General features: G+C 63.3%; 22 protein-coding genes and 1 tRNA gene. 11 read left to right on the top strand and 12 right to left on the bottom strand.

All coding sequences use genetic code 11. The features are described from left to right. Window positions 1-7: 7 nt before the first annotated feature. Window positions 8-1,552: a tetratricopeptide repeat protein gene (locus G405_RS0105470; RefSeq protein WP_022700501.1), complete on the bottom strand. Its 1,545-nt coding sequence runs from the start codon at window positions 1,550-1,552 to the stop codon at window positions 8-10. Window positions 1,553-1,659: 107 nt separating this feature from the next. Between G405_RS0105470 and G405_RS0105465 the strand changes: the two genes are divergently transcribed. Further along, window positions 1,660-2,724 carry a serine hydrolase domain-containing protein gene (locus G405_RS0105465; protein WP_022700500.1) on the top strand — a complete coding sequence of 355 codons (1,065 nt, stop codon included), beginning with the start codon at window positions 1,660-1,662 and terminating at the stop codon, window positions 2,722-2,724. 80 nt (window positions 2,725-2,804) lie between these two features. Further along, window positions 2,805-3,194 carry a VOC family protein gene (locus G405_RS0105460; protein WP_022700499.1) on the top strand — a complete coding sequence of 130 codons (390 nt, stop codon included), beginning with the start codon at window positions 2,805-2,807 and terminating at the stop codon, window positions 3,192-3,194. A gap of 37 nt (window positions 3,195-3,231) precedes the next feature. On the opposite strand, the gene G405_RS0105455 is transcribed toward G405_RS0105460, so the two are convergent. Genes G405_RS0105455 through G405_RS0105445 form a run of 3 tightly spaced genes read right to left on the bottom strand, consistent with a single transcriptional unit; the run spans window position 3,232 to window position 4,639 of the window. Next, on the bottom strand, window positions 3,232-3,711 hold the full coding sequence (locus G405_RS0105455) for an ASCH domain-containing protein (RefSeq protein WP_022700498.1): 480 nt from the start codon (window positions 3,709-3,711) through the stop codon (window positions 3,232-3,234). Window positions 3,712-3,713: 2 nt separating this feature from the next. After that, window positions 3,714-4,346 carry a hypothetical protein gene (locus G405_RS16420; RefSeq protein WP_022700497.1) on the bottom strand — a complete coding sequence of 211 codons (633 nt, stop codon included), beginning with the start codon at window positions 4,344-4,346 and terminating at the stop codon, window positions 3,714-3,716. Between the two features lie 8 nt (window positions 4,347-4,354). Next, window positions 4,355-4,639 (bottom strand): DUF2312 domain-containing protein, encoded by a 285-nt coding sequence (locus G405_RS0105445; protein WP_009801976.1) that lies wholly within the window; start codon window positions 4,637-4,639, stop codon window positions 4,355-4,357. Window positions 4,640-4,812: 173 nt separating this feature from the next. Between G405_RS0105445 and G405_RS0105440 the strand changes: the two genes are divergently transcribed. Continuing rightward, window positions 4,813-5,682, top strand: a complete 870-nt coding sequence (locus G405_RS0105440) for a 50S ribosomal protein L11 methyltransferase (RefSeq protein WP_022700496.1) — start codon at window positions 4,813-4,815, stop codon at window positions 5,680-5,682. A gap of 82 nt (window positions 5,683-5,764) precedes the next feature. Here G405_RS0105440 and G405_RS16930 read toward each other — a convergent pair whose 3' ends face one another. Continuing rightward, the gene (locus G405_RS16930; protein ID WP_022700495.1) at window positions 5,765-5,923 is read right to left on the bottom strand and encodes a hypothetical protein; all 159 of its coding nucleotides are present in this window, start codon (window positions 5,921-5,923) and stop codon (window positions 5,765-5,767) included. A gap of 175 nt (window positions 5,924-6,098) precedes the next feature. Here G405_RS16930 and G405_RS0105430 point away from each other — a divergent pair, with 175 nt between their 5' ends. After that, window positions 6,099-7,934, top strand: a complete 1,836-nt coding sequence (locus G405_RS0105430) for an aminopeptidase P family protein (protein ID WP_022700494.1) — start codon at window positions 6,099-6,101, stop codon at window positions 7,932-7,934. Beyond that, window positions 7,934-8,494: a hypothetical protein gene (locus G405_RS0105425; protein ID WP_022700493.1), complete on the top strand. Its 561-nt coding sequence runs from the start codon at window positions 7,934-7,936 to the stop codon at window positions 8,492-8,494. Before G405_RS0105430 ends, G405_RS0105425 begins: the two co-directional genes overlap by 1 nt. Window positions 8,495-8,635: 141 nt before the next feature. Here G405_RS0105425 and G405_RS0105420 read toward each other — a convergent pair whose 3' ends face one another. The 5 genes from G405_RS0105420 to ykgO form a co-directional block, all read right to left on the bottom strand. Further along, complete coding sequence (locus G405_RS0105420; protein WP_022700492.1) at window positions 8,636-9,475, bottom strand: alpha/beta fold hydrolase; 840 nt, start codon at window positions 9,473-9,475, stop codon at window positions 8,636-8,638. A gap of 36 nt (window positions 9,476-9,511) precedes the next feature. After that, window positions 9,512-10,090, bottom strand: coding sequence for a tetratricopeptide repeat protein (locus tag G405_RS15095; protein WP_022700491.1), 579 nt, complete (start codon window positions 10,088-10,090; stop codon window positions 9,512-9,514). A gap of 40 nt (window positions 10,091-10,130) precedes the next feature. Next, window positions 10,131-10,325, bottom strand: a complete 195-nt coding sequence (locus G405_RS16925; protein ID WP_156861374.1) for a hypothetical protein — start codon at window positions 10,323-10,325, stop codon at window positions 10,131-10,133. Window positions 10,326-10,390: 65 nt separating this feature from the next. Beyond that, the gene (locus G405_RS15090; protein WP_022700489.1) at window positions 10,391-10,996 is read right to left on the bottom strand and encodes an HAD family hydrolase; all 606 of its coding nucleotides are present in this window, start codon (window positions 10,994-10,996) and stop codon (window positions 10,391-10,393) included. 6 nt (window positions 10,997-11,002) lie between these two features. Next, complete coding sequence (gene ykgO / locus G405_RS0105400; RefSeq protein ID WP_009801967.1) at window positions 11,003-11,128, bottom strand: type B 50S ribosomal protein L36; 126 nt, start codon at window positions 11,126-11,128, stop codon at window positions 11,003-11,005. Between the two features lie 177 nt (window positions 11,129-11,305). On the opposite strand from ykgO, the gene G405_RS0105395 reads away from it, so the two are divergent. Further along, window positions 11,306-12,514, top strand: a complete 1,209-nt coding sequence (locus G405_RS0105395) for a lytic murein transglycosylase (RefSeq protein ID WP_022700488.1) — start codon at window positions 11,306-11,308, stop codon at window positions 12,512-12,514. A gap of 5 nt (window positions 12,515-12,519) precedes the next feature. Here the strand turns inward: G405_RS0105395 and G405_RS0105390 are convergent, their stop codons facing one another. Next, window positions 12,520-13,806 (bottom strand): MFS transporter, encoded by a 1,287-nt coding sequence (locus G405_RS0105390; RefSeq protein WP_022700487.1) that lies wholly within the window; start codon window positions 13,804-13,806, stop codon window positions 12,520-12,522. 218 nt (window positions 13,807-14,024) lie between these two features. On the opposite strand from G405_RS0105390, the gene motA reads away from it, so the two are divergent. The 3 genes from motA to G405_RS0105370 all read left to right on the top strand — a co-directional run bounded on the left by motA (window position 14,025) and on the right by G405_RS0105370 (window position 18,064). After that, on the top strand, window positions 14,025-14,891 hold the full coding sequence (motA, locus tag G405_RS0105385) for a flagellar motor stator protein MotA (protein ID WP_022700486.1): 867 nt from the start codon (window positions 14,025-14,027) through the stop codon (window positions 14,889-14,891). A 70-nt stretch (window positions 14,892-14,961) separates the two neighbouring features. Beyond that, window positions 14,962-16,863 carry a tRNA (5-methylaminomethyl-2-thiouridine)(34)-methyltransferase MnmD gene (mnmD, locus tag G405_RS0105380; RefSeq protein ID WP_169447496.1) on the top strand — a complete coding sequence of 634 codons (1,902 nt, stop codon included), beginning with the start codon at window positions 14,962-14,964 and terminating at the stop codon, window positions 16,861-16,863. Window positions 16,864-17,209: 346 nt separating this feature from the next. Next, window positions 17,210-18,064, top strand: a complete 855-nt coding sequence (locus tag G405_RS0105370; RefSeq protein ID WP_022700483.1) for a WecB/TagA/CpsF family glycosyltransferase — start codon at window positions 17,210-17,212, stop codon at window positions 18,062-18,064. A gap of 118 nt (window positions 18,065-18,182) precedes the next feature. Here the strand turns inward: G405_RS0105370 and G405_RS0105365 are convergent. Then, window positions 18,183-18,259, bottom strand: a tRNA-Val gene (locus tag G405_RS0105365). A 341-nt stretch (window positions 18,260-18,600) separates the two neighbouring features. Here G405_RS0105365 and G405_RS0105360 point away from each other — a divergent pair. Further along, a complete protein-coding gene (locus tag G405_RS0105360; protein WP_022700482.1) occupies window positions 18,601-21,513 on the top strand; it encodes a TonB-dependent receptor plug domain-containing protein in 2,913 nt (970 codons plus the stop codon). Between the two features lie 191 nt (window positions 21,514-21,704). Next, the gene (locus tag G405_RS0105355; protein WP_022700481.1) at window positions 21,705-23,732 is read left to right on the top strand and encodes an alpha/beta hydrolase family protein; all 2,028 of its coding nucleotides are present in this window, start codon (window positions 21,705-21,707) and stop codon (window positions 23,730-23,732) included. Window positions 23,733-23,806 lie beyond the last annotated feature (74 nt).

Below are 23,806 nucleotides of genomic sequence, written 5' to 3'. Positions count from 1 at the left end.
GCTGTATTCAGGGCTGGACGTCCAGTACGGCGTCCAGGTTTTGAGCCAAAACTTCATCGCGGTTCAGGCGTTCAGCCTGGGCCGCGATTTGTTGTTGGATACGGGTGAAGACCGGCTCCGCTGCGCCGCTCTCGATAAGCGCAGACAGGAACGGCGAATGGCGCAACGCGCCTGCATCGCGCCAGCCCAGGCTGACGGCGGTCTGCAAATCCTCTAGCGCGCGATCAAATTCGCCCTGCGCACAGGCCAGTTCAGCCCAGCGCACATGCTCTTCGGGCCATTGCCCCCTGTCTGCAGTTTGAAGGGGAGCGAGGCCTAGCGCGGCCCGTTCAAACCGGGCTTCGCCGCCCGCCAACTCAAACAGGGTGATCGCCCGGGCCTCGTCTCCATCAAGCAAGGCGAGCCGACCCAGGAGATGCTGGATGGACCCGGTCCTCTGATCGGGGGGCAGACGGGTCAGAAAATCATAGGCCATGTCGGTTTCGCCGCGCGCCAGAGCCGCTTTCGCCAGGCCTGACAGCACGACGGGTTGATCGGGATTGAGCAGCTGCGCGCGCGCCTCGAACCGCCGCGCGCGTTCCTCATCCCCCAGCAATCTCAACACGTTCGCCACTTGCAATTCGGTGTAGACCCGACCGCGGCCCAGCTCCAGCGCGCGCACATCCGCCCTGAGGGCTTCATAGAGCCGTCCCTGAACACTGAGCAGATAGGCCATGGAGGACAGAGCGGCGCCGTTATCGGGATCATAGCTCAGCGACTGGCCATAGGCGGCCAGGGCTTCGTCAGTGCGGGACTGGGCGTCCAGCGCATAGCCGAGCGCGCTCCAGGCCTGGGCGTTCTCGGGTTCACGATCCAGCGCGGACCGCGCCAGCGTTTCGGCCTCGGCGATGCGGTCGCCGCCATATTTGGTGGCGTCTGTGCTCAGGGCGACGGCGAGCAGAACCTCGACCCGGGGGTTTTCGGGCGCCAGCGTGCGAGCGTCTTCCAGAAGCGCAATGGCGCGGCGGGTGTCGTCTTCGTCCTGCAGCGCGATCATCGCGCCCGCCCGGCTGAGCAGGGCGTCAACGGGGCGGACGGGGCCGCTTGTCTCTGCAAGGGGTCGGGGTGAGGCATCCGTTCGGACATCGATCATCCAGTTGACGCTCAACCCCAGGATTGCGGCGACCAGCACCCCGCCGAGCGCCATCAGCTCAAGCGGCCAGCGGGCGCCGTCAGCCGCGTCCGTTCCCATTTGCACGGCTTCAAGAGGCGCGATCAGGGCATAGCCTTCTCCGCGCAGGGTGCGGATGAATTCAGGCGCGCGCGGATTGTCGCCAAGCGCTTTTCGAAGCTGGGCGATGCGCTGGGCCAGCGTGTCCTCACTGAGATGGGCCTGCCGCCAGGCTTGCTCCGCGAAGGTTTCAAGACTGACAGGCCCTGGCGCATGCGCGATCAGCACGTCCAGCGTCCGTGCCGTCAGGCCGGTCAGTTCGGCCTCAGCGTCCAGAGACGTCAGACGTCCGCTGGACGGCTGATAGGTCCAGTGTTTCAGGTGGAACGCAGTCTGGGGCACGGCGGGGTCCGTCAGGTTCAGGTTTCTTCAGACAGATTCAGGTGACTTCACACAGACACCAAGCCCATCGCTATGGCCGTGTTCCTGCGATCATGGAGGTTATCGCAATGCGGCTCAAATCCGTTCTTCTTCTGGGCGCGCTCGCCTGTGCTCTCACTGCCCCGGCCCGGGCTGACTGGGTCTTTTCAGACGAGACTGCTGAAACCCTCACAGCCGCCATCGAGGAGGGGCTCTATGGCCCCGTCACCAGCGCCCTGATCCTGCGCGAAGGCGAGGTGGTCTATGAGGGCTACTTCAATGACGCGGACGCGGAAACGCTGCATGACACCCGCTCGGTGGGGAAAACCGTCACCGGCATGTTGGCGGGGCTTCTCGTGGATCAGGGCGTCATGACGCTCGATCAACCGCTCGCGCCCCTGTTTGAGGACATTCAGCCCTTCGCCTATCCCGATCCGCGCAAGCAGGCGATCACGCTTGAAGATCTTCTGACGATGAGTGGTCCGCTTGATTGTGATGACTGGAACCAGTTTTCGCGCGGCAATGAAGAGCGGATGTACACCATGGAGGACTGGGACCGGTTCTTCTGGGACCTGCCCATGCGCGGTTATCCGTCCTGGACCACGCCGCCGCGCGACGCCGCCTATGGCCGAAGCTTTTCTTACTGCACCGCCGGCGTGCAGATCGTCGGCGAAGCGTTGGGGCGGGTGCTGGGCGAGGATCTGGAAGCCTTTGCAGAGCGCGAGCTGTTCGCGCCTGTCGGGATCGAGACCTATGACTGGCCGCGCGCCGGCTCCGGGCGCATGCATCTGGGCGGCGGCTTGCGCCTCGCCACGCGCGATTGGGCGACGCTGGGCGAGCTGCAACGCAATCATGGCCTGCACGACGGCCAGCAGGTGTTGAGCCAGAACTGGACCCGCGCCGCCGTGACGCCGCACGCCGCCATGGACGGGCAGGATTATGACTATGGCTATCTGTGGTGGCTGGGTCAGGCCGAGAGCCCGGCAGGCGAAGTGAGCTTCGCCATGATGACGGGCAATGGAGGCAATCGCGTCTGGGTGATCGAGGATGAGGGGCTGACCGTCGTCCTCACCAAGACCGAATTCAACACGGCCGGCATGCATGAGCGGGCCGATCAGTTTCTGTCCGACGCTGTGCTCAACCATCTGCAATAGCGGATGGACACGACTGTGTGCGGGTAGAGAATGCGGGCTGCCGTCTTCGGCAGCTTGCCTCATCATCAAAGGAGGACTGCATGTTCAATCACATCATGGTCGGATCGAATGATATCGAGCGGTCCAAGCGCTTTTACGACGCCGTTCTGGGTGTTCTGGGCGCGGGCGAGCCTGTGCGCAATGAAGCGCCGACCGGTCATGTCCGCTTGTTCTATATCCACGATGGCAGCGTCTTCTGCGTCAGCGAGCCCATTGACGGACAAGCCGCGACCGCTGGCAATGGCTCGACCTTCGGCTTCAAGTGCAGCTCGTTCGATCAGCTCAAGCAATTTCACGATGTGGCGGTCGCTCATGGCGGCGCGTCCATCGAGGATGCGCCCGGGCTGCGTGAGAGTGATATGGGCGCGATGAATCTCGCCTATGTGCGCGATCCGGACGGCAACAAGCTCTGCGCCATCCATCGCCCCTAACCGATTTCAGGAGAGGCGGGTGAAAGCCCGCCTCTTTTCATTTCCTGGCGCGTGGGGTCCAGACCAGCTCGAAGCGTTCGCAAACCACGTCGAGATCGTCTGAATACTCAAACCCCTCACGCGCGGCTTCGCGTCGCCAGAATTTGCGGTGCTCGGTGATCCAGTACGCATAAGACCGGTCGCCTTCGCCTTCGACCCAGGCGAAGTCGGCGTCCACCTGATGGATGGGCATGACGTCGACGCGCGTGGTTCGCGTGACGCAAGCCGGCGCGCCGCGCCCGTCTGTGATCAGCCACAGATCACCGGGTTTGGGCAGACCGAACGGATCGTCCACGAACCAGCGCGCCAGGCTGGCGGTGGCCTGTTTGGTCCGGCTCAGCACCAGAGCGAGCAGGTCATCCATCATCTCCGGACTGTCGCCGAAGGCGTCGACGCCGCGCAGCGGGGCCTTTATCCCGGTTTCGGCCTGAAACTGCGCCCAGAGCGCAGCCTGTTCAGCGGTCAAGTCAGGCGTCATTTCTAGTCCTTGCCGCCATCAATCACCCGAAAGCCGCCGCGCCGGGGCGGTTGGGGCGGAGCGTGCGTTTCAGACGGGCCGGTTTCAAGCGTGTCCGCCGGATCTGGCGGCAGGTCCTCTGACTTTGGCGGTGTCTGCACGACTTCCGGCGTGAAGCCCTTTCGCACCAGACCTGACTTGCGCAACTCGTCCACCGGGTCAGGCGATGTGTGCTCGACCGGCGCGATGACGTCTTCATGGATGTCGCGATCGCGGGAGCGGCGTTCAGGCCCTTTGCGCTTGAAGCCCGAGCCCGTGTTCTTGAAGCTCGACCCGCCGCCGCGCGCGAAGCCCTTGGGGGCCTTGCCCTGGGCTTTTTTCTCGATTTCCTTGAGCTTGGCGAGCTGCAGCCGGGACAGCGCTTCGCCTTCAGACCCCAGGGAGGGATCGGCATAGGCGGACCCGAACGTGTTCAGGCGCTCCTCGACGGAGGCCATGAACTCGTCTTCCCAATCGGTCAGCTCGACCCGGGCGGCTTCAGCGGCGTCGGGATCATCTGATTCCGCCTTGGCGATGGCGCGCTCCACAGCGGCCTTGGCCCGGCGGATGCGGGCCAGAGCCTTGCGGGTCGATTTATCCTCAACCTCACGCGCCATGATCAGACTTAGTGCTCGCCGACTGCGCCCAGATACAGCTCCAAGAGCGCTTCCATTTCCTGGCGCTCATGGGCGTCCTGTTTGCGCAGGGAGATCACCTTGCGCAGAACCTTGGTGTCATAGCCCATGGATTTGGCCTCGGCGTAGACCTCCTTGATGTCGGCGGCGACGCCGGCCTTGTCTTCTTCAAGGCGCTCGATGCGGGCCACCAGGGCGCGCAACTGGTCACGCGCGGCGGCGCCGATGGCGTCGGATTCGTCTTTTTCAGGCGTGGAAGCGGCAAAGTCGGCCATGAGGGTCTCCTGGCGGGGGATTTACGATCTTGCCCTCTTCGATAGGCGAGGGGGGCGGGGCGGGGCAAGCCGGTCGTGACGCCCAAAGCGCAGATCATGCAGACGCGTTGCATGCTTTCCTTCCGGCCCGGAAGCGATTAGAGCCCTTGCCAGCATGACAACAGGAGACTGACATGACCACGCTCTGGCGCATTGAAGGCCGCGGCCCCATGCCGATCATTCGCGCGGCGAATGCGCGTCTGGATGATGAGCTGGAGCCCTTGCCGGTCAGCTGGTCGGTGTTCGAGGACGGCTCGCCCGAAGCAGGCCGCATCGACATTCTGTTTGACCATCAGCCCGATGCGGACGCGTTCGTCGGGGACATCGGTCTCGATCATGATGATGTGGAAGTGCTGTTTGCGCCGCTGCCTGATGAAGACTGGATCGCCATGTCGCTCGAAGGCCTGCCCAGCGTCGAGGCCGGCCGCTTCCTGGTTTATGGCGAGCACACCTCAGGCGATCTCGCCGAGGGACAGATCGGTCTGTGGATTGAAGCCGGGCCCGCTTTCGGCACCGGTCATCACGGCACCACCAAGGGCTGTCTGGAAGCGCTCGACAAGATCGACCGCTCGGGCTTTCGCCCCGAAACCGTGCTGGACCTCGGGACCGGGACCGGGCTACTCGCCATCGCCGCTGCGAAGATCTGGCCCGACTGTGAAATTCTCGCCACCGATATCGACGAGGAATCAGTGATCGAAACGGTGGAGAACGCCGCCAAGAACGGCGTCAAACCCCGCATAGAAGCGGTGGTGGCGGACGGCTTCCATCATCCGGTTCTGGAGACGCGCTCGTTTGACCTGATCTTCGCGAACATTCTGGCCGGTCCGCTGATCACCCTGGCGCCGGGTATCGTCAGCCGTCTTGAAAAGGGCGGGCGCGTGATCCTGTCGGGCCTGCTTGAAGAGCAGTCTGACAAGGTCGAGGCCGCCTATGACGCGCTGGGCCTTAAACGGATCGACAAGGCGATCCTCGATGGCTGGGTGACCCTGGTCTACGCCGGATAAGACGCCGGGAACGCCTGAAACGAAAAAAGCGCGCCAGCTGTGAGGTCTGGCGCGCTTTTATTAAGCCGGTAAGGGGACCGGCTCAGAGTTTGCGGGCGCGGCCGCCGAGGCCGATTTTCTCAAACAATGAGTTGGCGTCGGTGTTGCGCGGACGGGCGCGCACGCCTGCCGTCTCGGCGCGGCGAACAGAGCGCAGGCCGTCGCAAGCGCTCAGGCGAAGATGGGCGTCATGATGAAACATGCGGGGGCTCCGTTACGGGCTGAAAAATCGTAACGGGGATATGAGCTTGTAGGGTTATTTGCGCCATAACCATTTGTGCAGGCCCGACCTGCAGAAATGCAAGGCGGGCGATTTCGCTGCGCACTGTCGCATGGATGAGATTGATAAGCCGCGGGCGCGGGCCTAGCTTTGGCTCATGACCCATCAGATCCAGCAATTTCACGTGAAGGGCGGGCCTCAATACGGGCGCGAAAACCTTCCCAAGCTCCGCGCCAGCCTGGCGAAAGCCGGCCTGGACGGATTCCTGATCCCTCATGAGGACGAGTACAATAACGAGTACTTGCCCGCCAATGCAGAACGCCTGGCCTGGGCGACCGGGTTCACCGGCTCCGCCGGCGCGGCGGCGGTGCTCGGCGATGTGGCGGCGGTCTTTGTGGACGGCCGCTATACCGAGCAGGTCAAATCCCAGGTCGATCAAAGCCTTTTTGACTATGAGGACCTGGTCAAGACCGGCATGGCGGGCTGGATCCGCAAGACGGCCAAGCCTGGCCAGACCATCGGCTATGATCCGCGCCTGCATTCGCCGGACGCGCTGACCAAGCTGCAGGACGCCGCCGACAAGACCGGCGCCAAGCTGGTCGCGGTTGAAACCAACCCGATCGATCAGGCTTGGGAGAACCGTCCCGCCGCTCCGCTCGCAAGCGTGCATCCCCAGCCGCTGGACGTCGCAGGCGAAGCCCATGGCGACAAGCGCAAGCGGATCGGCGAGGACGTGAAGGATGACGGCGCGGACGCCGCCGTGATCACTGATCCCGCCTCCATCGCCTGGCTGTTCAATGTGCGCGGCGGCGATGTGGCGTGCACGCCGCTGCCGCTGTCCTCGGCGATCATCGAGCCGTCCGGGCAGGCGACCTTGTTCATCAACGAGGCCAAGCTCACTGACGCCACCCGCAGCCATCTGGGCAATGAAGTGGCGATCCGGCCCGAGACCGAATTTTCGGACGGGTTGAAAGCGCTCTCCGGCAAAACGGTGCGTGTGGACCCGGCCACGGCCTCGGTCTGGGTCGTGCAGCAGCTGGAAGGCGCCAACGCCAAGGTTCAGCGCAAACCTGATCCGGTCGCCCTTCCGAAAGCGTGCAAGAATCCGGTCGAGGTCGAAGGCAGCCGTCAGGCGCATATCCGCGACGGCGCCGCCATCGCCCGTTTCCTGCACTGGCTCGACACCGAAGCCCAGTCTGGCGAGATGGACGAGATCCGCGCGGCGATGAAGCTGGAAGAGTTCCGGCACATGTCGCCGCAGCTGAAAGACATCTCCTTTGAGACGATTTCCGCCGCCGGTCCGAACGGGGCTTTCCCGCACTACCGGGTGAACACGGATTCCAACCGGACGCTGGAGAAGGGCTCGCTTTTCCTGGTGGATTCAGGCGGCCAGTATCCGGACGGCACCACCGACATCACGCGCACGGTGCCGATTGGCGAGCCGACCGCGCAGATGCGCCGTCATTTCACGCTGGTTCTGAAAGGGCATATCGCCCTGTCGCGCATCCGCTTCCCCGAAGGCACGTCCGGTCATGCGCTGGACGCTGTGGCGCGTCAGCCGTTGTGGAACGCCGGGCTCGACTATGACCATGGCACCGGTCACGGCGTGGGCAGCTATCTGGGCGTTCATGAAGGTCCGCAGCGCATTTCCAAGGCGCCGAACGCCATTGCGCTTGAAGCGGGCATGATCGTGTCCAACGAGCCGGGCTATTACCAGGTCGGCGATTACGGCATCCGGATCGAGAACCTGCAGGTGGTCACGCCTGCCGAACCGGTTCCGGGCGGCAACCGCTCCATGCTGGGCTTTGAAACCCTGACCATGGCGCCCATGCACCGTGCGCTGGTGGATGTCTCCTTGCTGGACAAGGACGAGCTCGTCTGGCTCGACGCCTATCACGCCGATGTGCGCAAAAAAGTCCTGCCGCTGCTGGACGGGGAGGCTGCGGCCTGGCTCGCCAAGGCGTGCGAGCCCATTCTGGGCGCAACGCCCTGATGAGCGCTTGGGCGCTCCGTATTGTGAAAGCGAGCCTGCGCGTCAGCGTCGGGCTCGCTTTTGCGTTGGCTCTGTCGGCGTGTTTCGCCAGCGAGACAGAGCTCGTGGGGTATTGGGGGGCGGACCGGCCTGTGGCCGAAGGTGTTTATACGCACACACCCACCCATCCCGATGGCCTTGAATGGGATCGGCCGACCTGGTCAGGGTCGATCGGTTTGTCACAGCGCCGGTATGTCTCGGACGCCGAGAATTTTCCCCATCAGAACGCGCGGTTCCATGCGCTGTTTGACAATGTCTATATTGTCCAGTCCCCGCGTGAGGATGGCGTGGGCTATGGCCTCGCCTTCGTCTATGAAGACGGCGCACTGGTCACTTATCACCAGCCCTCGTGCAGCGATGTGTCCGAGGCTGTTTTAGAAAGCGCCAATGTGGTTCTGGATGCGGAAGGCTATTGCCCGATCCACGATCTCGATCAGCTCACCACGCTGATGCAGGCGCTCTACAGAGCGCAAGACGGGCAGCTGCGTATTGACGGCGTGTATCGCCGGATCAGCGACTAATTTTTCTCAGCTTCTCCCTCGCCTCCGCTCAGTCGATCCTCGCTGACGCTGCGGACGGCCTTTGGCCTTGCGAACCCTTTGGGTTCGTCTTTGCTAGACGGTCCTGGCTGCGCTTGCGAACCTGCGGTTCGAGGCGGCGTTTCAGCGTTTGCGCGCGACCACGTCCGCCACGGCTTGCGTCACCTCGTGGGAATAGGCGTGGTGCAGATTGTGACCCGCTTTCGGCAGCAGCCGGAGCTCGCCGCGCGGCAAGGTCTTGGCGACCGGCTCGGCATGACGGCTGGTGCGCACCACCGTGTCCTTGGGACCGGCGAGGAGGATCACCGGCTGGGTGATCTCGCCATAGCGGGTTTCCTGCTCGGCCAGATGCGTGTTGACGCGGGCCATGTCCGCGGCGTTCGCCTTCCAGACGGATGGCGCGAACAAGCGGTCGAGGCGGGCGGTTTCGATATAGCCGGTCGGGACAGGTTCAGGATGGAACGCGCTTTTCACCCCTTTGGGCAATTGACCCGGCCCCAGCACGGGCGCGACCACATGGCTGATCAGCGGGCCGATCACCGGCCAGCCGGTCATCTTGTTATAGCCCGCCGCTTCACCGACCCAGGCGCGCGCCGCCGGGCTGATCAGAACGCCGCCGCCCGTGCGCTGGGGAAAGTCCATCAACAGGCGCAAGGCGATGGCGGCGCCCCAGGAATGGCCCAGGACCACGACGCGCGGCACGCCGATCGCGGTCAGGAAGTGCTCGATCAGTTCCGCTTCCCGGCCCGGCGACCAGGGGCCTTCTGGACGTTCGCTCCACCCCAGACCCGGCCGGTCCAGCCAGATCACGCGATAAGCCTCCAGCGCTGTCGAGAGCGCCATGAAGGGCTCAAGATAGGAGGTGGAGGCGCCGTGCAGCACCAGCAAAGCGGGCGCGTCCTCCGGGCCAGTGATGTGGTGGTGAAGTTGAACGCCGCCCAGCTCGATGAAACCGCCTGTCATGAAGTCATCCTCATTCGGTCGGTTTCCTCTGCGCGCCTAGAGCGCGCGTCCGGCGAGCTCACGCTCCAGCCGAGCCAGGGCGGGTCCAGCGGCGGGATGCAGCGGATACAGCGCCAGCGCTTCACGATAGGCCTCCATCGCCGCTTCACGCGCCTGTGCTTGCTCTAGCGCCCGGCCCAGAAGCGCCCAGGCGTCGTAGCGCCGCGCATCGAGCGTCACGGCCTGGTTCAACGCCTCAAGCGCGAAATCCCAGTCTGTTTCCTCGATGGCGAGTTCGGCGGAGACGACCCAGCCTTCGGCATAGTCAGGCTCCAGCGTGCGCAAATGGTCATAGCTGCGCCAGGCGGTGGTCTGATCGCCAGCCTCGCGCGCCTCGGCGCCGCGTTGCAGGAGAAGATCTGCGGTCGGCCCGGCCTGTTGCCGCCAGAGTGACCGGACCTGGCTGGCGATTTCTGCGGCGGCTTCTTCTCCGGGCGCGGTCAGCAGCTCATCGAGCTTTTCTTCCAGGCGCTCGGAGGCGGATTGATAGGCGCGCGGCGGTTCGGCATCCGGCGCGGGCGCCAGATCCAGTAGCGGCGTCGCCTGAACAGCGGCCAGAAGGCTCAGCAGCATCATGCAGGGGAGGATAAGCGAGACACAGGATGCGGCAAGCGCGCTATGCGGTTTTTTGAGAGATCAGTCCTGTCTTCATCAGGATGATGCTGATCGGCGCGCCAGCCAGAGATCCGGCGACAAAGGCGCGCAAGGCCTGGGGGATTTGAGGAAAGACCGTTGCGGCCGCCAGCTGAATGAGGATGGCGATCGCGAGAATGGCGAAACTGACCAATGTCCAGCGAACAGTTTTGCTCATAATGATCCCGTCGATTGCTCGACAGTAAAATTAGAAGGCCATCCGCCCGACTTCAACCGGATCGTCTAGAGATCGACGCCATGATCGCGCAGGGCTCTGACAGCCCCTTCGGCGCCTTTGAAGACATGGCCCTTGAAGCCCGCTTCGATTCCGGCGCGGATATTGTCATCGCGGTCATCGATGAACAGCACGTCTTCAGGCGCATGGCTGATGCGCTGGATAGTCAGCTGGTAGAGACGGGGATCGGGTTTGACCATCTTCTCGGCGCCGGAGACCACCACAGCGTCAAAGGCCGCGATCTTGGGATAGGTCTCTTGGATATGAGACCATTTCTCGGCCGGCAGATTGGTCAGGGCGTATTGCGCGACGCCCAGAGCGTTCAGGCGGTCGACCACCGCCTCCATGCCCGTGATCCAGCCGTCAAACATGTCCGGCCAGCGCGTCTCCCAGGCCGTGATCAGATCGGCCTTGTCGGGGTGCGCCTCGATCAGGGGCTTGCGGTTGTCCGCCATGGGCACGCCGCGATCATGCTCGGTGTGCCACGCCATCGTACAAACACCGCCGAGGAATTGCTCCACGGCGGCGTCGTCAGGCATAAGCGTTCTGTAGACCCGGCGCGGGTCCCAGTCGACCAGGGTATGACCCAGGTCCCAGAGAACCGCGCGCGACACGGCTGTCTAGCCGGCGCGGGCTTTGAAACGCGGGTCGGTTTTGTTGATCACGTAGACCTTGCCGCGGCGACGCACGACTTGGCAGTCGCGGTGGCGGTTCTTCAAGGACTTCAGGGAGCTGCGCACTTTCATGGTCGTCGCCCTAGCTTAATTAGGTATGAGGACGCAAACGGCCCCCGGAAAAATCAGGAGGGCGGGATTTACGCAAAGCTTAGAGCAGAGTCAACGCTTCTGGCGCCTCGCATGTGTGTGCGAGCAGCGCTATCATACAGCTTCGGTGAGGGGCGCAAGCATATAGTCAGGATCGTCATGACGCTAAGCACACTGTTCAAGGGCCTGGGTCTGGCCCTGGCCATATTCATGACCGCAGCCGCTGGCGCGCAGGAGATGAGCTTTGAGGACTGGGCGGACGGCTTCCGCCAGCGCCTGGCCGAGCATGGCGCAGAGCCCGCCACAATCGCGATCATGATGGACGGGCTGGAGCCTGATTCGCGCATCATCGATCGCGACCGCTCCCAACCTGAATTCGTGCGGCCGGTCTGGGTCTATCTCAATGGCGCCGCGTCCGACGCGCGCACCCAGAACGGGCTCAGCGCCCAGGCGCGCCATCGTGAGGCGCTTGATCAGGTCGAGGCGCAGTTCGGCGTCGATGCGGACATCCTCACCGCTATCTGGGGGCTGGAAAGCGCCTATGGCGTCATCATGGGGGATTTCGACATCGTGCGTTCGCTGGCGACGCTCGCCTGGGAAGGCCGCCGCCGACAGTTCGCCGAGAACCAGCTTCTGGCGGTCGCCGATATGCTCGAGCGCGGCTATGCGGATCGCGACCAGCTTGTAGGCAGCTGGGCGGGCGCCATGGGGCAGACCCAGTTCATCCCCACCACCTATCTTGAACGCGCCGTGGACATGCATGGCGATGGTCATCGCGATATCTGGACCACTGAAGCGGATGCGCTGGGCTCGGCGGCGAACCTGCTCGCCCGCGCAGGCTGGGAAACCGATGCGCCGGTGGTGACCGAAGTGACGCTGCCCGAGACCTTTGATTTCGCAGGCTGGGAAGAGCGCGACCGCCGCGCCGTCTCCGCCTGGGCCCTGGATGGCGTGCGACCGGCTCAGGGTGAATGGAGCCCGGACGATTTGTACCGTCCCGCCCGCATCGTCCTGCCGTCGGGCGCGCAAGGCCCGGCCTTCATGGCGTTTTCCAACTTTGACACCCTGATGCGCTACAACAATTCCACCGCCTATGCGCTGGGGGTCAGCTATCTGGCCAAGCGGCTGGGCGGGCTCGACGCGCTGCCGGACGGCTGGCCGGAAGACAATCCGCCGATCAGCCGCTCCCAGTCGCGCGAGTTGCAGCAGACATTGACCGATCTCGGCCATGACACGCGCGGCGTGGACGGCATCTTTGGGGCGAACAGCCGCCGCGCGCTGAAATCCTTTCAGGCCGCCAACGGCATGACGCCGGACGGCTATGCCGGTCAGCTGACCTATGAAGCGGTGATGGCGCGGGCGCGCTAGTCGCGTCAGGCGGGCGGCGTATCCTCGACCGCAGGGGTCAGGACCGCGTCGGCCGCCCGCACCCTGGGATGCAGCAGAGCCAGCGCGAAGCCGACCACGGCGAGTGCAGCGTTCAGCTCGAACGGGGCTGCGGGCGCAACGCTTTGATAGAGCCATAAGCCGGTGATCGGGGCGATCATGAAGCCCACCCCCGCCGTGGCGGTGGTCAGCCCCGCCGCCCGGCCTTGCTCTTCGGGCTCGACCGCCAGCGAGGCGCCGGCGGTGAAGCCCGAGCGGGCGAGGCCGAAGCCGAAACTGTTGAACACATAGCCGATCACGATGACCAGATAACCGGGCGCAAAGACCATGGTGACATTGCCCAAAACCACCATCACCGCGCCAATGGCCATCAGCACGCGCGGGCTGGTGTTCAGCACCGGGATCACCACCAGCTGAGCGAAGATCAAGCCGGCCGCGCCTGCCGTCAGCGCGATGGAGCCCAGCTGCAGCCCGCCTGCGGCGTCCATGCCCAGCCGGTCCATGATGTAAAAGCTCAGTGATTGCAGGCTGGCGGCCTGGGCCATCCACATGGCGCAGCCATAGATCATGAAGGCGGTCAGGCGCGGATCGCCCGCGAACTGGAACTGGACCAGCGGATTGATCGGCCGCCCTTTTTTCTTGGGCGGGGTCTGTTCAGGCAGGAACAGGCGCACGCAGATCGCCGCCGTCGCCACCATCACCGCCACCGCGATCATGAAGGTGGAAATGCCGATCCGGTGCGAGAAAAACCCCGCCAGCGCCGGGCCGATCACAGTGCCGAGGCCAAACGCCGCCGTCAGGCTCGACAGGGCGCGGGTGCGTTGGGCGGGTTCGGTGCGGTCAGCCACATAGGCTTGCGCGGCGGGGTTCGTCGCAGACCCCAGCCCGCCAAAGATCGAGCGCGCCATGGCCATGGCGATGATCGCGGCCATGGGCGGCAGCAGCCCCACCTGACCGGCCCAGGCGCCCGCGGCGAAGACCAGGCAGGATGAGGCGAAGGCGGACAGACCGAAAACAATCAGCGGACGGCGGCCATGACGGTCCGACAAGGCGCCCCAGACCGGACTCATGATCAGAAACAACAGGGCGGACACCGTGTAGATCGCGCCGACGAACACCTCGTCCACCTGAAGGTCCCGCGCCAGAGGCGGCAGGATCGCAAACAGCATGGAATTGCCGATCGAGGTCGCGATCAGACACAAAAACAACAGCCGGAAGGCGCGCCTGCGCGTCTGTTCACTCGAGGGATTGGCGGGATCATACAAAGGGGTCATGTGGCTACAGACTTAGGCCCGCGCTCGTCCCCCGTCCATGTTTATGAGAGCAGGGCCGCTATGCGCGCCGTCAGATGCAAGAGTCTTTCCCACCTCCTAACGGCTTGAAAACCGGGCTTTAAGCATCAGCGCGTATAACCGTCCCGAAATCGGACGTTGAAGGCGACAGAGTGGCAGGAGCCGCCGGGTCTTCAATGAACCTAGAACGGGTGGTGGGAATGTTTCAGATTATCGGGATTGTGGTCCTGTTTGCGATGGTGTTTGGCGGCTTTACGCTCGCCGGCGGCCATTTCGACATCATCATCAAGGCGCTGCCGTTCGAGCTGATGATGATCATGGGCGCGGCGATCGGCGCCTTCTTGATCAGTAACGCCTTTTCGACGGTCACCAAGACCGGCGCCGACTTCGCCAAGCTGATCTCGGGGCCCAAATGGGGCAAGCAGGATTATATGGACCTGCTGACGCTGCTCTTTCAGCTGACCAAAACCATGAAGACCAAGGGCGTCATCGCGCTGGAATCTCATATCGAGAACCCGCACGACAGCTCGATCTTCTCCGCCTACCCGAAAATCATGAAGGACCATTTCGCCATCGACTTCATCTGCGACACGCTGCGGATGATGACGATGAACCTGGAAGACCCGCACCAGGTTGAAGACGCGATGGAAAAACAGATCGAGAAGCACCACCACGAGGCCGCCACTCCGGCCCACGCCCTGCAAAGCATGGCGGACGCCCTGCCGGCGCTGGGGATCGTGGCCGCGGTGCTGGGCATCATCAAGACCATGGGCGCGATCGACTCCCCGCCGACCGTGCTGGGCGCCAAGATCGGCTCGGCCCTGGTGGGCACCTTCCTGGGCGTGTTCCTGGCCTATGGTCTGGTGGGACCGTTCGCGGCGCGTCTGAACGAGATCTACGAAGAAGAGGGCGCGTTCTACAAGATCATCCAGGCGGTTCTGGTGGCGCACCTGCACGGCAACGCCGCCCAGATCTCCGTCGAGATCGGACGCGGCAGCGTGCCGAGCTCCTTCCAGCCCAGCTTCGCCGAGCTTGAAGAAGCCAGCTCGAACGCGCCGACAATCTAACGCCTTCGGGCGCTCATAGAGACATTTCCCCTTGCGCCCGCCTTGGTCTTTGGCCATGGCGGGCGCTGTCATGACTGAAACCAGTGATCCTCACGGGCTCAAACGCCCGCACGCTGTTCTGGACTGGGCGGAAACCGGTCCGGTGGCTGTCGATGCGGGGGATGTGTACTTCTCTGCGGAGGACGGGCTGGCGGAAACGCGCTCGGTCTTCTTGCAGGCGGCGGGGTTTCCAGAGCGCTTCAACACGACGCGTCCCACGATCGTGGGGGAGCTGGGATTTGGCACCGGGCTGAATTTCCTGGCGTTGTGGGATCTGTTTGTGAAGACCGCGCCAGCGCATGCGCGGCTGCACTTCGTCAGCGTTGAAGGCTTCCCCCTGCGAAAGTCCGACGCGGAGCGGGCGCTGTCCGCCTTCCCCGAACTTCAAGCTCTGAGCGCTCAGCTCACCGCAGTCTGGCCCAGCCCGCACACCGGCGCGCACCGGCGTGTGTTTGAAAACGGCCGCGTCATGCTGACCGTGTTTCATGATCTGGCCGAGACCGCCTTGCCGAATATGGCGTTTGAAGCGGACGCCTGGTTCCTGGACGGGTTCGCGCCGGCCAAGAACCCCGACATGTGGGCGACCGATCTGTTCTCCGAGCTGGCCCGCTTAAGCGCGAAAGATGCGCCCGCAGTCACCTTCACAGTGGCGGGCGCCGTGCGCCGCGGGCTGGCGGCGGCCGGGTTCAGCGTCGAGAAAAAGCCGGGCTTCGGACGCAAGCGCGAACGGCTGGAAGCGATCTTCACCGGGGGGCGACCCGCAAGTGCGTCCACGCCGTTCCCGAACCCCGCTCCTATCGACGGCCCGATCGCTGTGATCGGCGGCGGCGTGGCGGCGGCGAGCCTGGTCAAGGCGTTCAGCTATCGCGGTCGTACGGTCGATGTCTTTGCGCATGGCGGTTGGGCGTCCGGCGCATCCGGCGCGCCGCGCGGATTGCTGACGCCGCGTCTGGAGCTGTCTGACCGGCCGCATAACCGGGCTTTGCTGGCCGCTTTTGACTATGCGCGCGTGATGTTTGGAGCCTTTGAGGGGTTTGAAGCGACCGGCGTGGCGCGGCTGGCCAAAGACGCGTCGGGCGCGGAGCGTCTGGCCCGGCTGGCGGAGGCGCTTGATGACGGCTTTTCATTTCTGGACGCGGACGCCGCCTCCTTGCGCAGCGGACTGGGCGGCCAGGCGGGCGCGCTGTGGATGAAGGGGGGCGGGCAGTTTCGTCCTGAGCGTCTTGTTCCGGCTCTGGCGAGCCATGCGGCGGTGCGGGACGGGCGGATCACCGGGCTTGAAGCGGTGGCGGGCGGCTGGCGACTGCAGGATGAAAAAGGTCAGCGTTTCGGCCCGTATGCCGGCGTGATTTTGGCGGGGGGCTGGGAGCAACACGCCTTGCTTGCAGGGCAGGGGCTGACGCTTGAGCCTACCGCCGGTCAGCTGGCGGTGTTTGAGAGCGGCTTTGATCTGCGCACGCCCGCCGCTTGGGGCGGCTATGCGGCGCGGCTGGACGGGGCGCTGATGGTGGGGGCGACCCATGTGAAACGCGCCGAGCCGGACTCAGATGACGAGGCGGAAGCGGCGCTTCGGGCGTTGGCGGCGGAGGCCCCGGGAGGCCCTGTGACGCTGGGCGCGCGCCTGGGCGGCTGGGCGGGCGTGCGCGCTGCGGTCGCGGATCGTCTGCCGCTGGCGGGCGCTTTGGCGCCGCGGGGCTTTGAAGAGGTTTGGCGCGGTCACGCCAAGGGCGGCCCGGCGCCTGTCTCTGTGAAACTGAACCCGTCCGGGCTGATGGTGCTAGGCGGGTTCGGGGCGCGCGGGTTCGCACACGCGCCCTTGCTCGCCGAGGCCCTTGTCAGCGCGCTCTGCAACGAGCCATCCCCGATGGAGCGCGCCGGGCTGGCAAGCCTGCATCCGGCGCGGTTGCTGTGGCGCGCCTTGCGTCGGGGCTGAAGTTTCAAACGACAAGGCCACCAGCGGACAGGCGTGCTCCAGGCAATTGGGGACCGTTTTGATTCGGGCCAGTCGCGGCCCGCCCAGCTGGACGGTCAGCGGTCCGGTTTGCAGTTGCAAAGACGGATGGCGCGACCGTTGTTCGGCGACGGGCCCGCTCACAAGCAGGACGCCGGCGGCGATGGACCCTACCGACAGGGCCAGGATGCGGTCGTAATGGGACACGGGCGTTCTCTCGTGTTTGTGCGTGTGTGCCTGTTAGATGCAGCCTGACCGGCTGTTGGATGCGGCGCCGAATTTGCTCGTTGAATTTGGACGCAGTTCTGGCTGGAGCATTTCGGCACGCATGACCGCCCACCTTGATTCCAAGAAGCTCGCTTCCCTGTCCTCCGGGATGTCCTGGCCGGGTGATGACCGGCGTCAGGGCGCGCGGCATATCTGGTTCCTGAACGCGGCGTTTGACCGGATCGCTTTCGACACGGCGCTGAAGCGCGTGGCGGACCGCCCCGCAGATCATCCCTTCGCCTTCGTCGTGACGCCGAATGTGGATCATCTGGTGCGGCTGCAGCGCGAAAGCGTGCTGGCGCATCTTTACGCACAGGCCTGGCTGACCGTGTGCGACAGCCGGGTGCTGGAGCTGATCGCCGACCTGTCCGGCGAAGCCCTGGACGTGACCACAGGCGCCGACCTGACGGCGGCTGTGTTCGAGCAAGTGATCGAGCCGGATGAGCCCATTGTGATCATTGGCGGCAATGACGCCGTCATTGCGGGATTAAAGGCGCGCTACGGGCTCAAGGACGTGCGCTGGCATCAGCCGCCCATGCACTTGCGCCACAAACCCGACGCGATTGCAGAGTGCGCCGCCTTCGTCGCTGATAATCCGGCGCGCTTCACCTTCCTCTGCGTGGGATCTCCCCAGCAGGAGCTGGTGGCCGAAGCCTGTCTGGAACGCGGCGATTGCACAGGGGTCGGCCTGTGCGTCGGCGCTTCGCTCGATTTTCTGTCCGGTCAGGCGCGTCGTGCGCCCAAATGGGTGCAGAGCTTGCGTCTGGAATGGCTGTTCCGTCTGGCCGAGCAGCCGCGCCGGATGTGGAAGCGCTATCTGGTGGACGGCTCACGCATCGCCTTTTTGTGGTGGTGCTGGCGTCGGGATCGAAAGCGCGTCCAGGCGTTTGAACAGCGACTCCTCGAGCGGCTCTGACGCCTGCCTGATACTCAAGTCATGACGCTGGGCGGCGCTGCACGCGCGGCCAGACGTCCGGCGCGCCAAAAGGCGCCGACAATTGGGTGGTATGGCTGTCATGCAAAAGAGTAGGGAATGGTGGGCGCGACAAGATTCGAACTTGTGACCCCTACGATGTCAACGTAGTGCTCTAACCAACTGAGCTACGCGCCCGCTATGGCTCGCCATAGGCTCTGTCCGCCCCAGGGGCGTCGAGAGAGGACGCGTAATAAGTCGGCGGGCTTGCTGGTGTCAATTGGCAAGGCTGCCGCTCGCTGATTGTTTTGCAGCTCTTCCGCTTTCGAGCCAGTGGCGCAACTATGCATCGGAATAGAACATTGCAAAAAAGCAACATGCATGGCGAAAGCGTTTCTAAAGTGTGTCAAATCTGTGATCCGGCCCTTTGACCCAACGCATTCCTGATCTAGAAAACCTGACAAGCGCATAACAATAGCGCGTACCGTCCCTGCCTTTTTTCAGGCGGGGTTCAAATCCGAAGGGGAACGATCGTGAGCATGACTAACAAAGAGCGCCTGTTGCGCTCGACCGTTCTGGCTGGCGTTGCGGCGCTGACCATGGGCGGCGCACCGGTTTTTGCACAAGAAGCCGAGCAGACCTCCGAGCAGGAAGAACAGGTTGAAGCCAGCGATGACCGCGTTGTCATCACCGGTTCGCGCCTGCGCCGCAACGAGTTCACCTCGTCGTCGCCGATCCAGGTGATCAACGCTGAAACCGCCGCCCTGCAGGGCATGGTGGATACGGCTGAACTGATCCAGGGCAGCTCTGTGGCCGCCGGTTCGGTGCAGTTCAACAACCAGTTCGGCGGCTTCGTCGTTGAAGGCGGCACCGGCATCAACTCCGTGTCTCTGCGTGGCCTTGGCGCCCAGCGTTCGCTGGTGCTGCTGAACGGCCGCCGCCCGGGTCCGGCCGGTTCCCGTGGCCAGGTCGGCGCGTTCGACCTGAACGTGATCCCGACCGCCATCCTGCAGCGTGCTGAAATCCTGAAAGACGGCGCAGGTTCGGTTTACGGTTCTGACGCCGTGGCCGGCGTGGTCAACCTGATCACCCTGACCTCCGTCGATGAGCCGACTGTGACCGCACAGTACAACGCGCCGTTCGAAAGCGGTGGCGAGACCTATGAAGTGTCCGGCGCCTATGGCCTGAACTTCGACAGCGGCAATGTGGTTCTGGCCGCCGAGTGGGGTCTTCGCGAAGACCTGTCCATTGGCGACCGCGATTACCTGTCCTGCCCGCGTGACGGCTATACCGATCCGCAAGGCAACAACATCGACCGCGAAGACCGCTCCATCCTGGCGGGCACCGAGCTGTCGGGTTGTAACAACATCTACTTCAACACCTTCATCGATGCGATCTTCGGCACCCGCTACATTCCGTCTCCCGATGGCGTGACGATTGGCGATGTTCCGGGCTACCGCCCGCGCCAGAACGGCCGCTATGACGATGCTGGCGGCGAAGCCTTCTACGAAGACGTTCTGAACACGCCGGAAGCGCTGACTGAAGACGCCATCAACAAGCAAGAGCGTTTCAGCTTCTATTCGCAGTCCAACTTCACGATCTTCAACGGCATCGAGTGGAACACCGAGTTCCTGTACTCCTACCGTAAGACGACCTCTGAAGGCTGGCGCCAGTTCTTCCCGCTGACCGGCGGCGCGACCTCTATTTTCGCACCGACCTACACCTATGCGAACGATCCGGGCTATGTGACTCCGGTCGCTTCGGGCATCGCACAGCCGGTTCTGCTGTTCCCGTCCAACAGCGAAGTGGAAGTGAACTACTACTCGCTCGCTTCCGGCCTTGACGGCGGCTTCGGCGCGGGCCTGGGTTTCCTGTCTGACTGGAACTGGGCTCTGGACGCGGTTTATTCGCGTTCCGACGCTGACTATGGCGGCATCGGCATTTCCGCCGAGCGTTCGGGCGACGTGCGTTTTGACGACGACGCACCGGTTCTCGACTACTTCTCCCCTGACATGCTGGCTGGCAATCAGGTCGACGCGCTGGTTGACGCCGTTGGCGTGGAGAACTTCGGCAACACCGTCTATGAGCAGACCACTGTCACCGGTTACGTGACGGGCGATCTGTTCACCCTGCCGGCCGGCCCGGTCGGCCTGGTGCTGGGCGCGGAATACCGCACCTTCTCCATCGACGATCAGCCGTCTGAAGCTTCGCGAAACGGCGACCTCTGGGGTTCTACTTCGGCTCAGGTCACCGCGGGCGAAGACACCGTGGTTGAGGCTTTCGCTGAAATCGAAGTGCCGCTTCTGGCGGGCCAGCCGCTCTTTGAAGAGCTGACCCTGAACGCATCCGGTCGTGTCTTTGATTACGACTCTGCGGGCAGCGACTCGGTCTACAAAGTCGGCCTGAACTGGCAGATCAACCCGCTGGTTCGCATGCGCGCCACGCAGGGCACCTCGTTCCGCGCCCCGGCGCTCTACGAGCTGTTCCTCGGCAACCAGTCTTCCTTCGTCGGCCAGCTTGCTATCGACCCGTGCGTTGACTGGGGTCAGAGCAACAACGACAACATCCGTACGAACTGTGCGGCTCTGGGCATTCCGGCTGACTTCGCTGGCGGTCCGAGCTCTGCAACGGTTCTGACCGGCGGCGGCGATGGCGTCCTGACGCCTGAGACCTCCGACGCTCTGACCATCGGCGCCGTGTTCACCCCGACCGATCTGAACCTGAGCATCGCCGTGGATTACTTTGAAATCCAGGTCGACAACCAGATCAGCCAGTTGGGTTCCGGCTCCATCGTGTCCGGTTGCTACAACGCGGACAACTTCCCGAACAACTTCTGTACGTTGTTTGACCGTAATGGCGACACCGGCGGCAATGACGCCTTCGCCATCACCGAAGTTCGCGACTCCTACATCAACGTGAACAAGCAGCGCACCGAAGGCGTGGACGTGACCGTGCGTTACGATCACGAGTTTGATTTCGGTGATCTGATCCTGGAAGGCCAAGGCACGTTTACGTTTGAAAACGTGGAAGAGCTGTTCGATCCGGCTCTGGAATCGGGCTTTGACTCCACGGACTTCACGGGCCGTATCGGTTACCCGGAATTCGTTGGCAACGCTCGCGTGGCGTTCCAGCGTGGTGACTGGACCGCGTCCTGGTTCATGGATTACGTCGCAGAAGTGTCCGAAGAAGGCTTCTTCGATCGCGAGACGACGTATTTCGGCGCCGATGCTATCCGTGATATCGAAGCTGAAGCTGTGATCTATCACGACGCATCCGTGCTGTATCAGCAGCCGACCTGGTCGGTTCTGGTTGGCGTGTCCAACGTGTTCGACGAGCATCCCCCGACGATTTCGTCCGGTTCCGTTGCACGTCGCGGCAATGTTCCGGTCAGCGGTTCCCAGTACGACCTTCGTGGTCGCACCGCCTTCGTCCGTCTCAACAAGACGTTCTAAGGACAGGGGCAGCAGGCCTAGGCCTGCGGACCAGACAGGGAAGGGCGGCGCACTGCGCCGCCCTTCTTTTTTTAACGTCTCCAGCGTGGTTGAACGGCGTTCAGCCCTTGCCGGAAACACATACAATCTTAAACTATGGTTGTGCTGGCCGGTCACCGGATGCCAGCTGTTATCAAGTAGGGGAGAAAGTCATGTTGAAGAAAGCGGCGCTCTCGGCCGCGCTCGTCATGACGACGTTCGCACCAGCCTATGGTGAGGTCACCGCGCAGCCGATTCCGATCGACGATTTTGCGCGTATACCAAATATCCAGTCCATCTCGTTGAGCCCTGAGGGGTCTGCGCTGTCCGCCATCATCGCTTTGCCCGGGTCCAATAATGAGGATACGGCGCTGGCGACGTGGGATCTCGACAACCCGTCTGCGCCTCCGGTGGTGACGCCCAGCGGCGACCGGATGAAGTTCCTGGCGACCACCGCACTTGGCGCCGACAGCATCTTCGTCATCGGCCGCCAGGAGTGGACAGGACGTCTTGCGGGTTGCGGCGAGGGCAGAACGACAGGTTCTACGGCCACGTTCGTGACCAAACCCTATTTGACGTCGGTCTCCCAGAATGATTTCGAAGAGGCGTTCGCTAGCGGCGGCCGCACGCTCGGCGTCAGTGAAGCGACCTTGCGCTGTTTCGAGCTGGCGGGGACCGCCGGCATCGTCAACACGCTGCCGCTTGATCCTGAGCATGTGATCATCAACCAGACCAATCAGGTCTCGTTCCAGTCCAATTATTACCGTTACAATCTGCGCACCGGTCAGCGCGAGTTGATCACGAGCGGTGGCGGCGGCTCGGCTCCCGCGCTGTTCAGCAGCCGTACCGGCGAACTGCTTGTTCGTAACGAAGTCCAACCCTCTGAAGGGGGCGACTTCGAAATCCGGACGCTGATCAAGAACCAACAGACTGGTGAATTCGAGCATCATACGGCGCTCGATACCCAGATCGGCGATCGCTATACGGTCAATCTGGTCGGTTTCACCGATGACGGGCAGTTCGCGTACGTCATCACCAACCGTTTCTCTGATAAAGCGGCGGTGTATCTGTATGACCTCAACACGCGTGAGTTCGACAGCGAAGCGCTGATGGCGCACCCCGACTTTGACGTGTCCAATATCGTGTTCGGCAATCAGCCGAGCAATTTTGGCGAAGTCATGGGCTTCACCTATCTGGGCCTGACGCCGACCACCTATTGGGTGGATGACCAGATGAACGCCATCCAGACCGGCCTCGAAGCGGCTTTCCCGGATCTGGAAGTCAGCATCATGGACTACTCGGACGGCTATGACATCGTGCTGTTCTCCACCGAGAGCCCAAGCAACCCGCCGACCTATTATCTCTTGCGCAACCAGTCCGAGGTTCAGCAGCTTGGCGCTTCGCGTCCCTGGATCGAGAGCGAAAACGTCGGCGAACAAAGCTGGGTGTACTATACGGCCCGTGACGGCCTTCAGATCCCGGCCATCCTCGACTTGCCTGCAGGTTGGGAAGAAGGCGATGCGCCGCTTCCCACCATCATCCACCCGCATGGCGGTCCCTGGGCGCGTGACTTTGGCGGTTGGGACGCGTCTGGCTGGGTGCCGTTCTTCACCTCGCGCGGCTATGCGGTTCTACGCCCGCAATATCGCGGTTCTGACAGTGTGGGTCGTGAGCTCTGGCTCGCGGGCGACAATGAGTGGGGCCAGGCCATGCAGGATGACAAGGATGACGGCGCAGCCTGGTTGGTTGAACAAGGCATTGCTGATCCCGATCGGATTGCGATCATGGGGTATTCCTATGGCGGCTTCGCCGCGATCGCTGCGGTTGTTCGTGAGAACAGCCCGTATCAGTGTGCGATCGCCGGTGCTGGCGTGAGCAATCTTTCGCGCATTCAGAACAACTGGAGCGAAAACTTCATCCAGCGCGTTCTGCAAGGCCGGACGCTTGGCGGCATGGATCCGATGAACAACACCGACAAGGCCAATATCCCGATCCTGCTGTTCCATGGTGATCGGGATGTTCGGGTGCCGATGTTCCACTCTGTGGATTTCTACAATGCGGTGCGCGATCAGGTGCCGGCGCAGTTGGTGCAGATCGAAGACATGCCTCACAGCCTGCCTTGGTATCCGCGCCATTTCCGCACCATGCTGAGCGCCATGGAAACCTATCTTGAAGAAGATTGTGGCCCTGGCGGTCTCTAATCTGACCTCAAGTCACGATAATAAAGAGCCCGCCCCGGAATGCCGGGGCGGGCTTCTTTGTGTCTTTAGGCTGC

Origin of the sequence: Oceanicaulis alexandrii DSM 11625 (assembly GCF_000420265.1) — a bacterium.
Classification (GTDB): Bacteria; Pseudomonadota; Alphaproteobacteria; order Caulobacterales; family Maricaulaceae; genus Oceanicaulis; species Oceanicaulis alexandrii.
The sequence above is the reverse complement of the archived record's forward strand: the minus strand, read 5'-3'. Positions and strand labels throughout refer to the sequence as shown.

Coding starts and splice junctions, on each gene's coding strand:
- G405_RS0105445 (WP_009801976.1), bottom strand. CDS start 4,639: ATGGCCGACTTTGCCGCTTCCACGCCTGAAAAAGACGAATCCGACGCC.
- mnmD (WP_169447496.1), top strand. CDS start 14,962: ATGACTGAAACCAGTGATCCTCACGGGCTCAAACGCCCGCACGCTGTT.
- G405_RS16930 (WP_022700495.1), bottom strand. CDS start 5,923: ATGTTTCATCATGACGCCCATCTTCGCCTGAGCGCTTGCGACGGCCTG.
- G405_RS0105360 (WP_022700482.1), top strand. CDS start 18,601: ATGACTAACAAAGAGCGCCTGTTGCGCTCGACCGTTCTGGCTGGCGTT.
- G405_RS0105465 (WP_022700500.1), top strand. CDS start 1,660: ATGCGGCTCAAATCCGTTCTTCTTCTGGGCGCGCTCGCCTGTGCTCTC.
- G405_RS0105390 (WP_022700487.1), bottom strand. CDS start 13,806: ATGACCCCTTTGTATGATCCCGCCAATCCCTCGAGTGAACAGACGCGC.
- G405_RS0105455 (WP_022700498.1), bottom strand. CDS start 3,711: ATGACGCCTGACTTGACCGCTGAACAGGCTGCGCTCTGGGCGCAGTTT.
- G405_RS16925 (WP_156861374.1), bottom strand. CDS start 10,325: ATGAGCAAAACTGTTCGCTGGACATTGGTCAGTTTCGCCATTCTCGCG.
- G405_RS0105370 (WP_022700483.1), top strand. CDS start 17,210: ATGACCGCCCACCTTGATTCCAAGAAGCTCGCTTCCCTGTCCTCCGGG.
- motA (WP_022700486.1), top strand. CDS start 14,025: ATGTTTCAGATTATCGGGATTGTGGTCCTGTTTGCGATGGTGTTTGGC.
- G405_RS0105395 (WP_022700488.1), top strand. CDS start 11,306: ATGACGCTAAGCACACTGTTCAAGGGCCTGGGTCTGGCCCTGGCCATA.
- G405_RS15095 (WP_022700491.1), bottom strand. CDS start 10,090: ATGATGCTGCTGAGCCTTCTGGCCGCTGTTCAGGCGACGCCGCTACTG.
- G405_RS0105430 (WP_022700494.1), top strand. CDS start 6,099: ATGACCCATCAGATCCAGCAATTTCACGTGAAGGGCGGGCCTCAATAC.
- G405_RS0105355 (WP_022700481.1), top strand. CDS start 21,705: ATGTTGAAGAAAGCGGCGCTCTCGGCCGCGCTCGTCATGACGACGTTC.
- G405_RS0105425 (WP_022700493.1), top strand. CDS start 7,934: ATGAGCGCTTGGGCGCTCCGTATTGTGAAAGCGAGCCTGCGCGTCAGC.
- ykgO (WP_009801967.1), bottom strand. CDS start 11,128: ATGAAAGTGCGCAGCTCCCTGAAGTCCTTGAAGAACCGCCACCGCGAC.
- G405_RS0105440 (WP_022700496.1), top strand. CDS start 4,813: ATGACCACGCTCTGGCGCATTGAAGGCCGCGGCCCCATGCCGATCATT.
- G405_RS16420 (WP_022700497.1), bottom strand. CDS start 4,346: ATGGCGCGTGAGGTTGAGGATAAATCGACCCGCAAGGCTCTGGCCCGC.
- G405_RS0105420 (WP_022700492.1), bottom strand. CDS start 9,475: ATGACAGGCGGTTTCATCGAGCTGGGCGGCGTTCAACTTCACCACCAC.
- G405_RS0105460 (WP_022700499.1), top strand. CDS start 2,805: ATGTTCAATCACATCATGGTCGGATCGAATGATATCGAGCGGTCCAAG.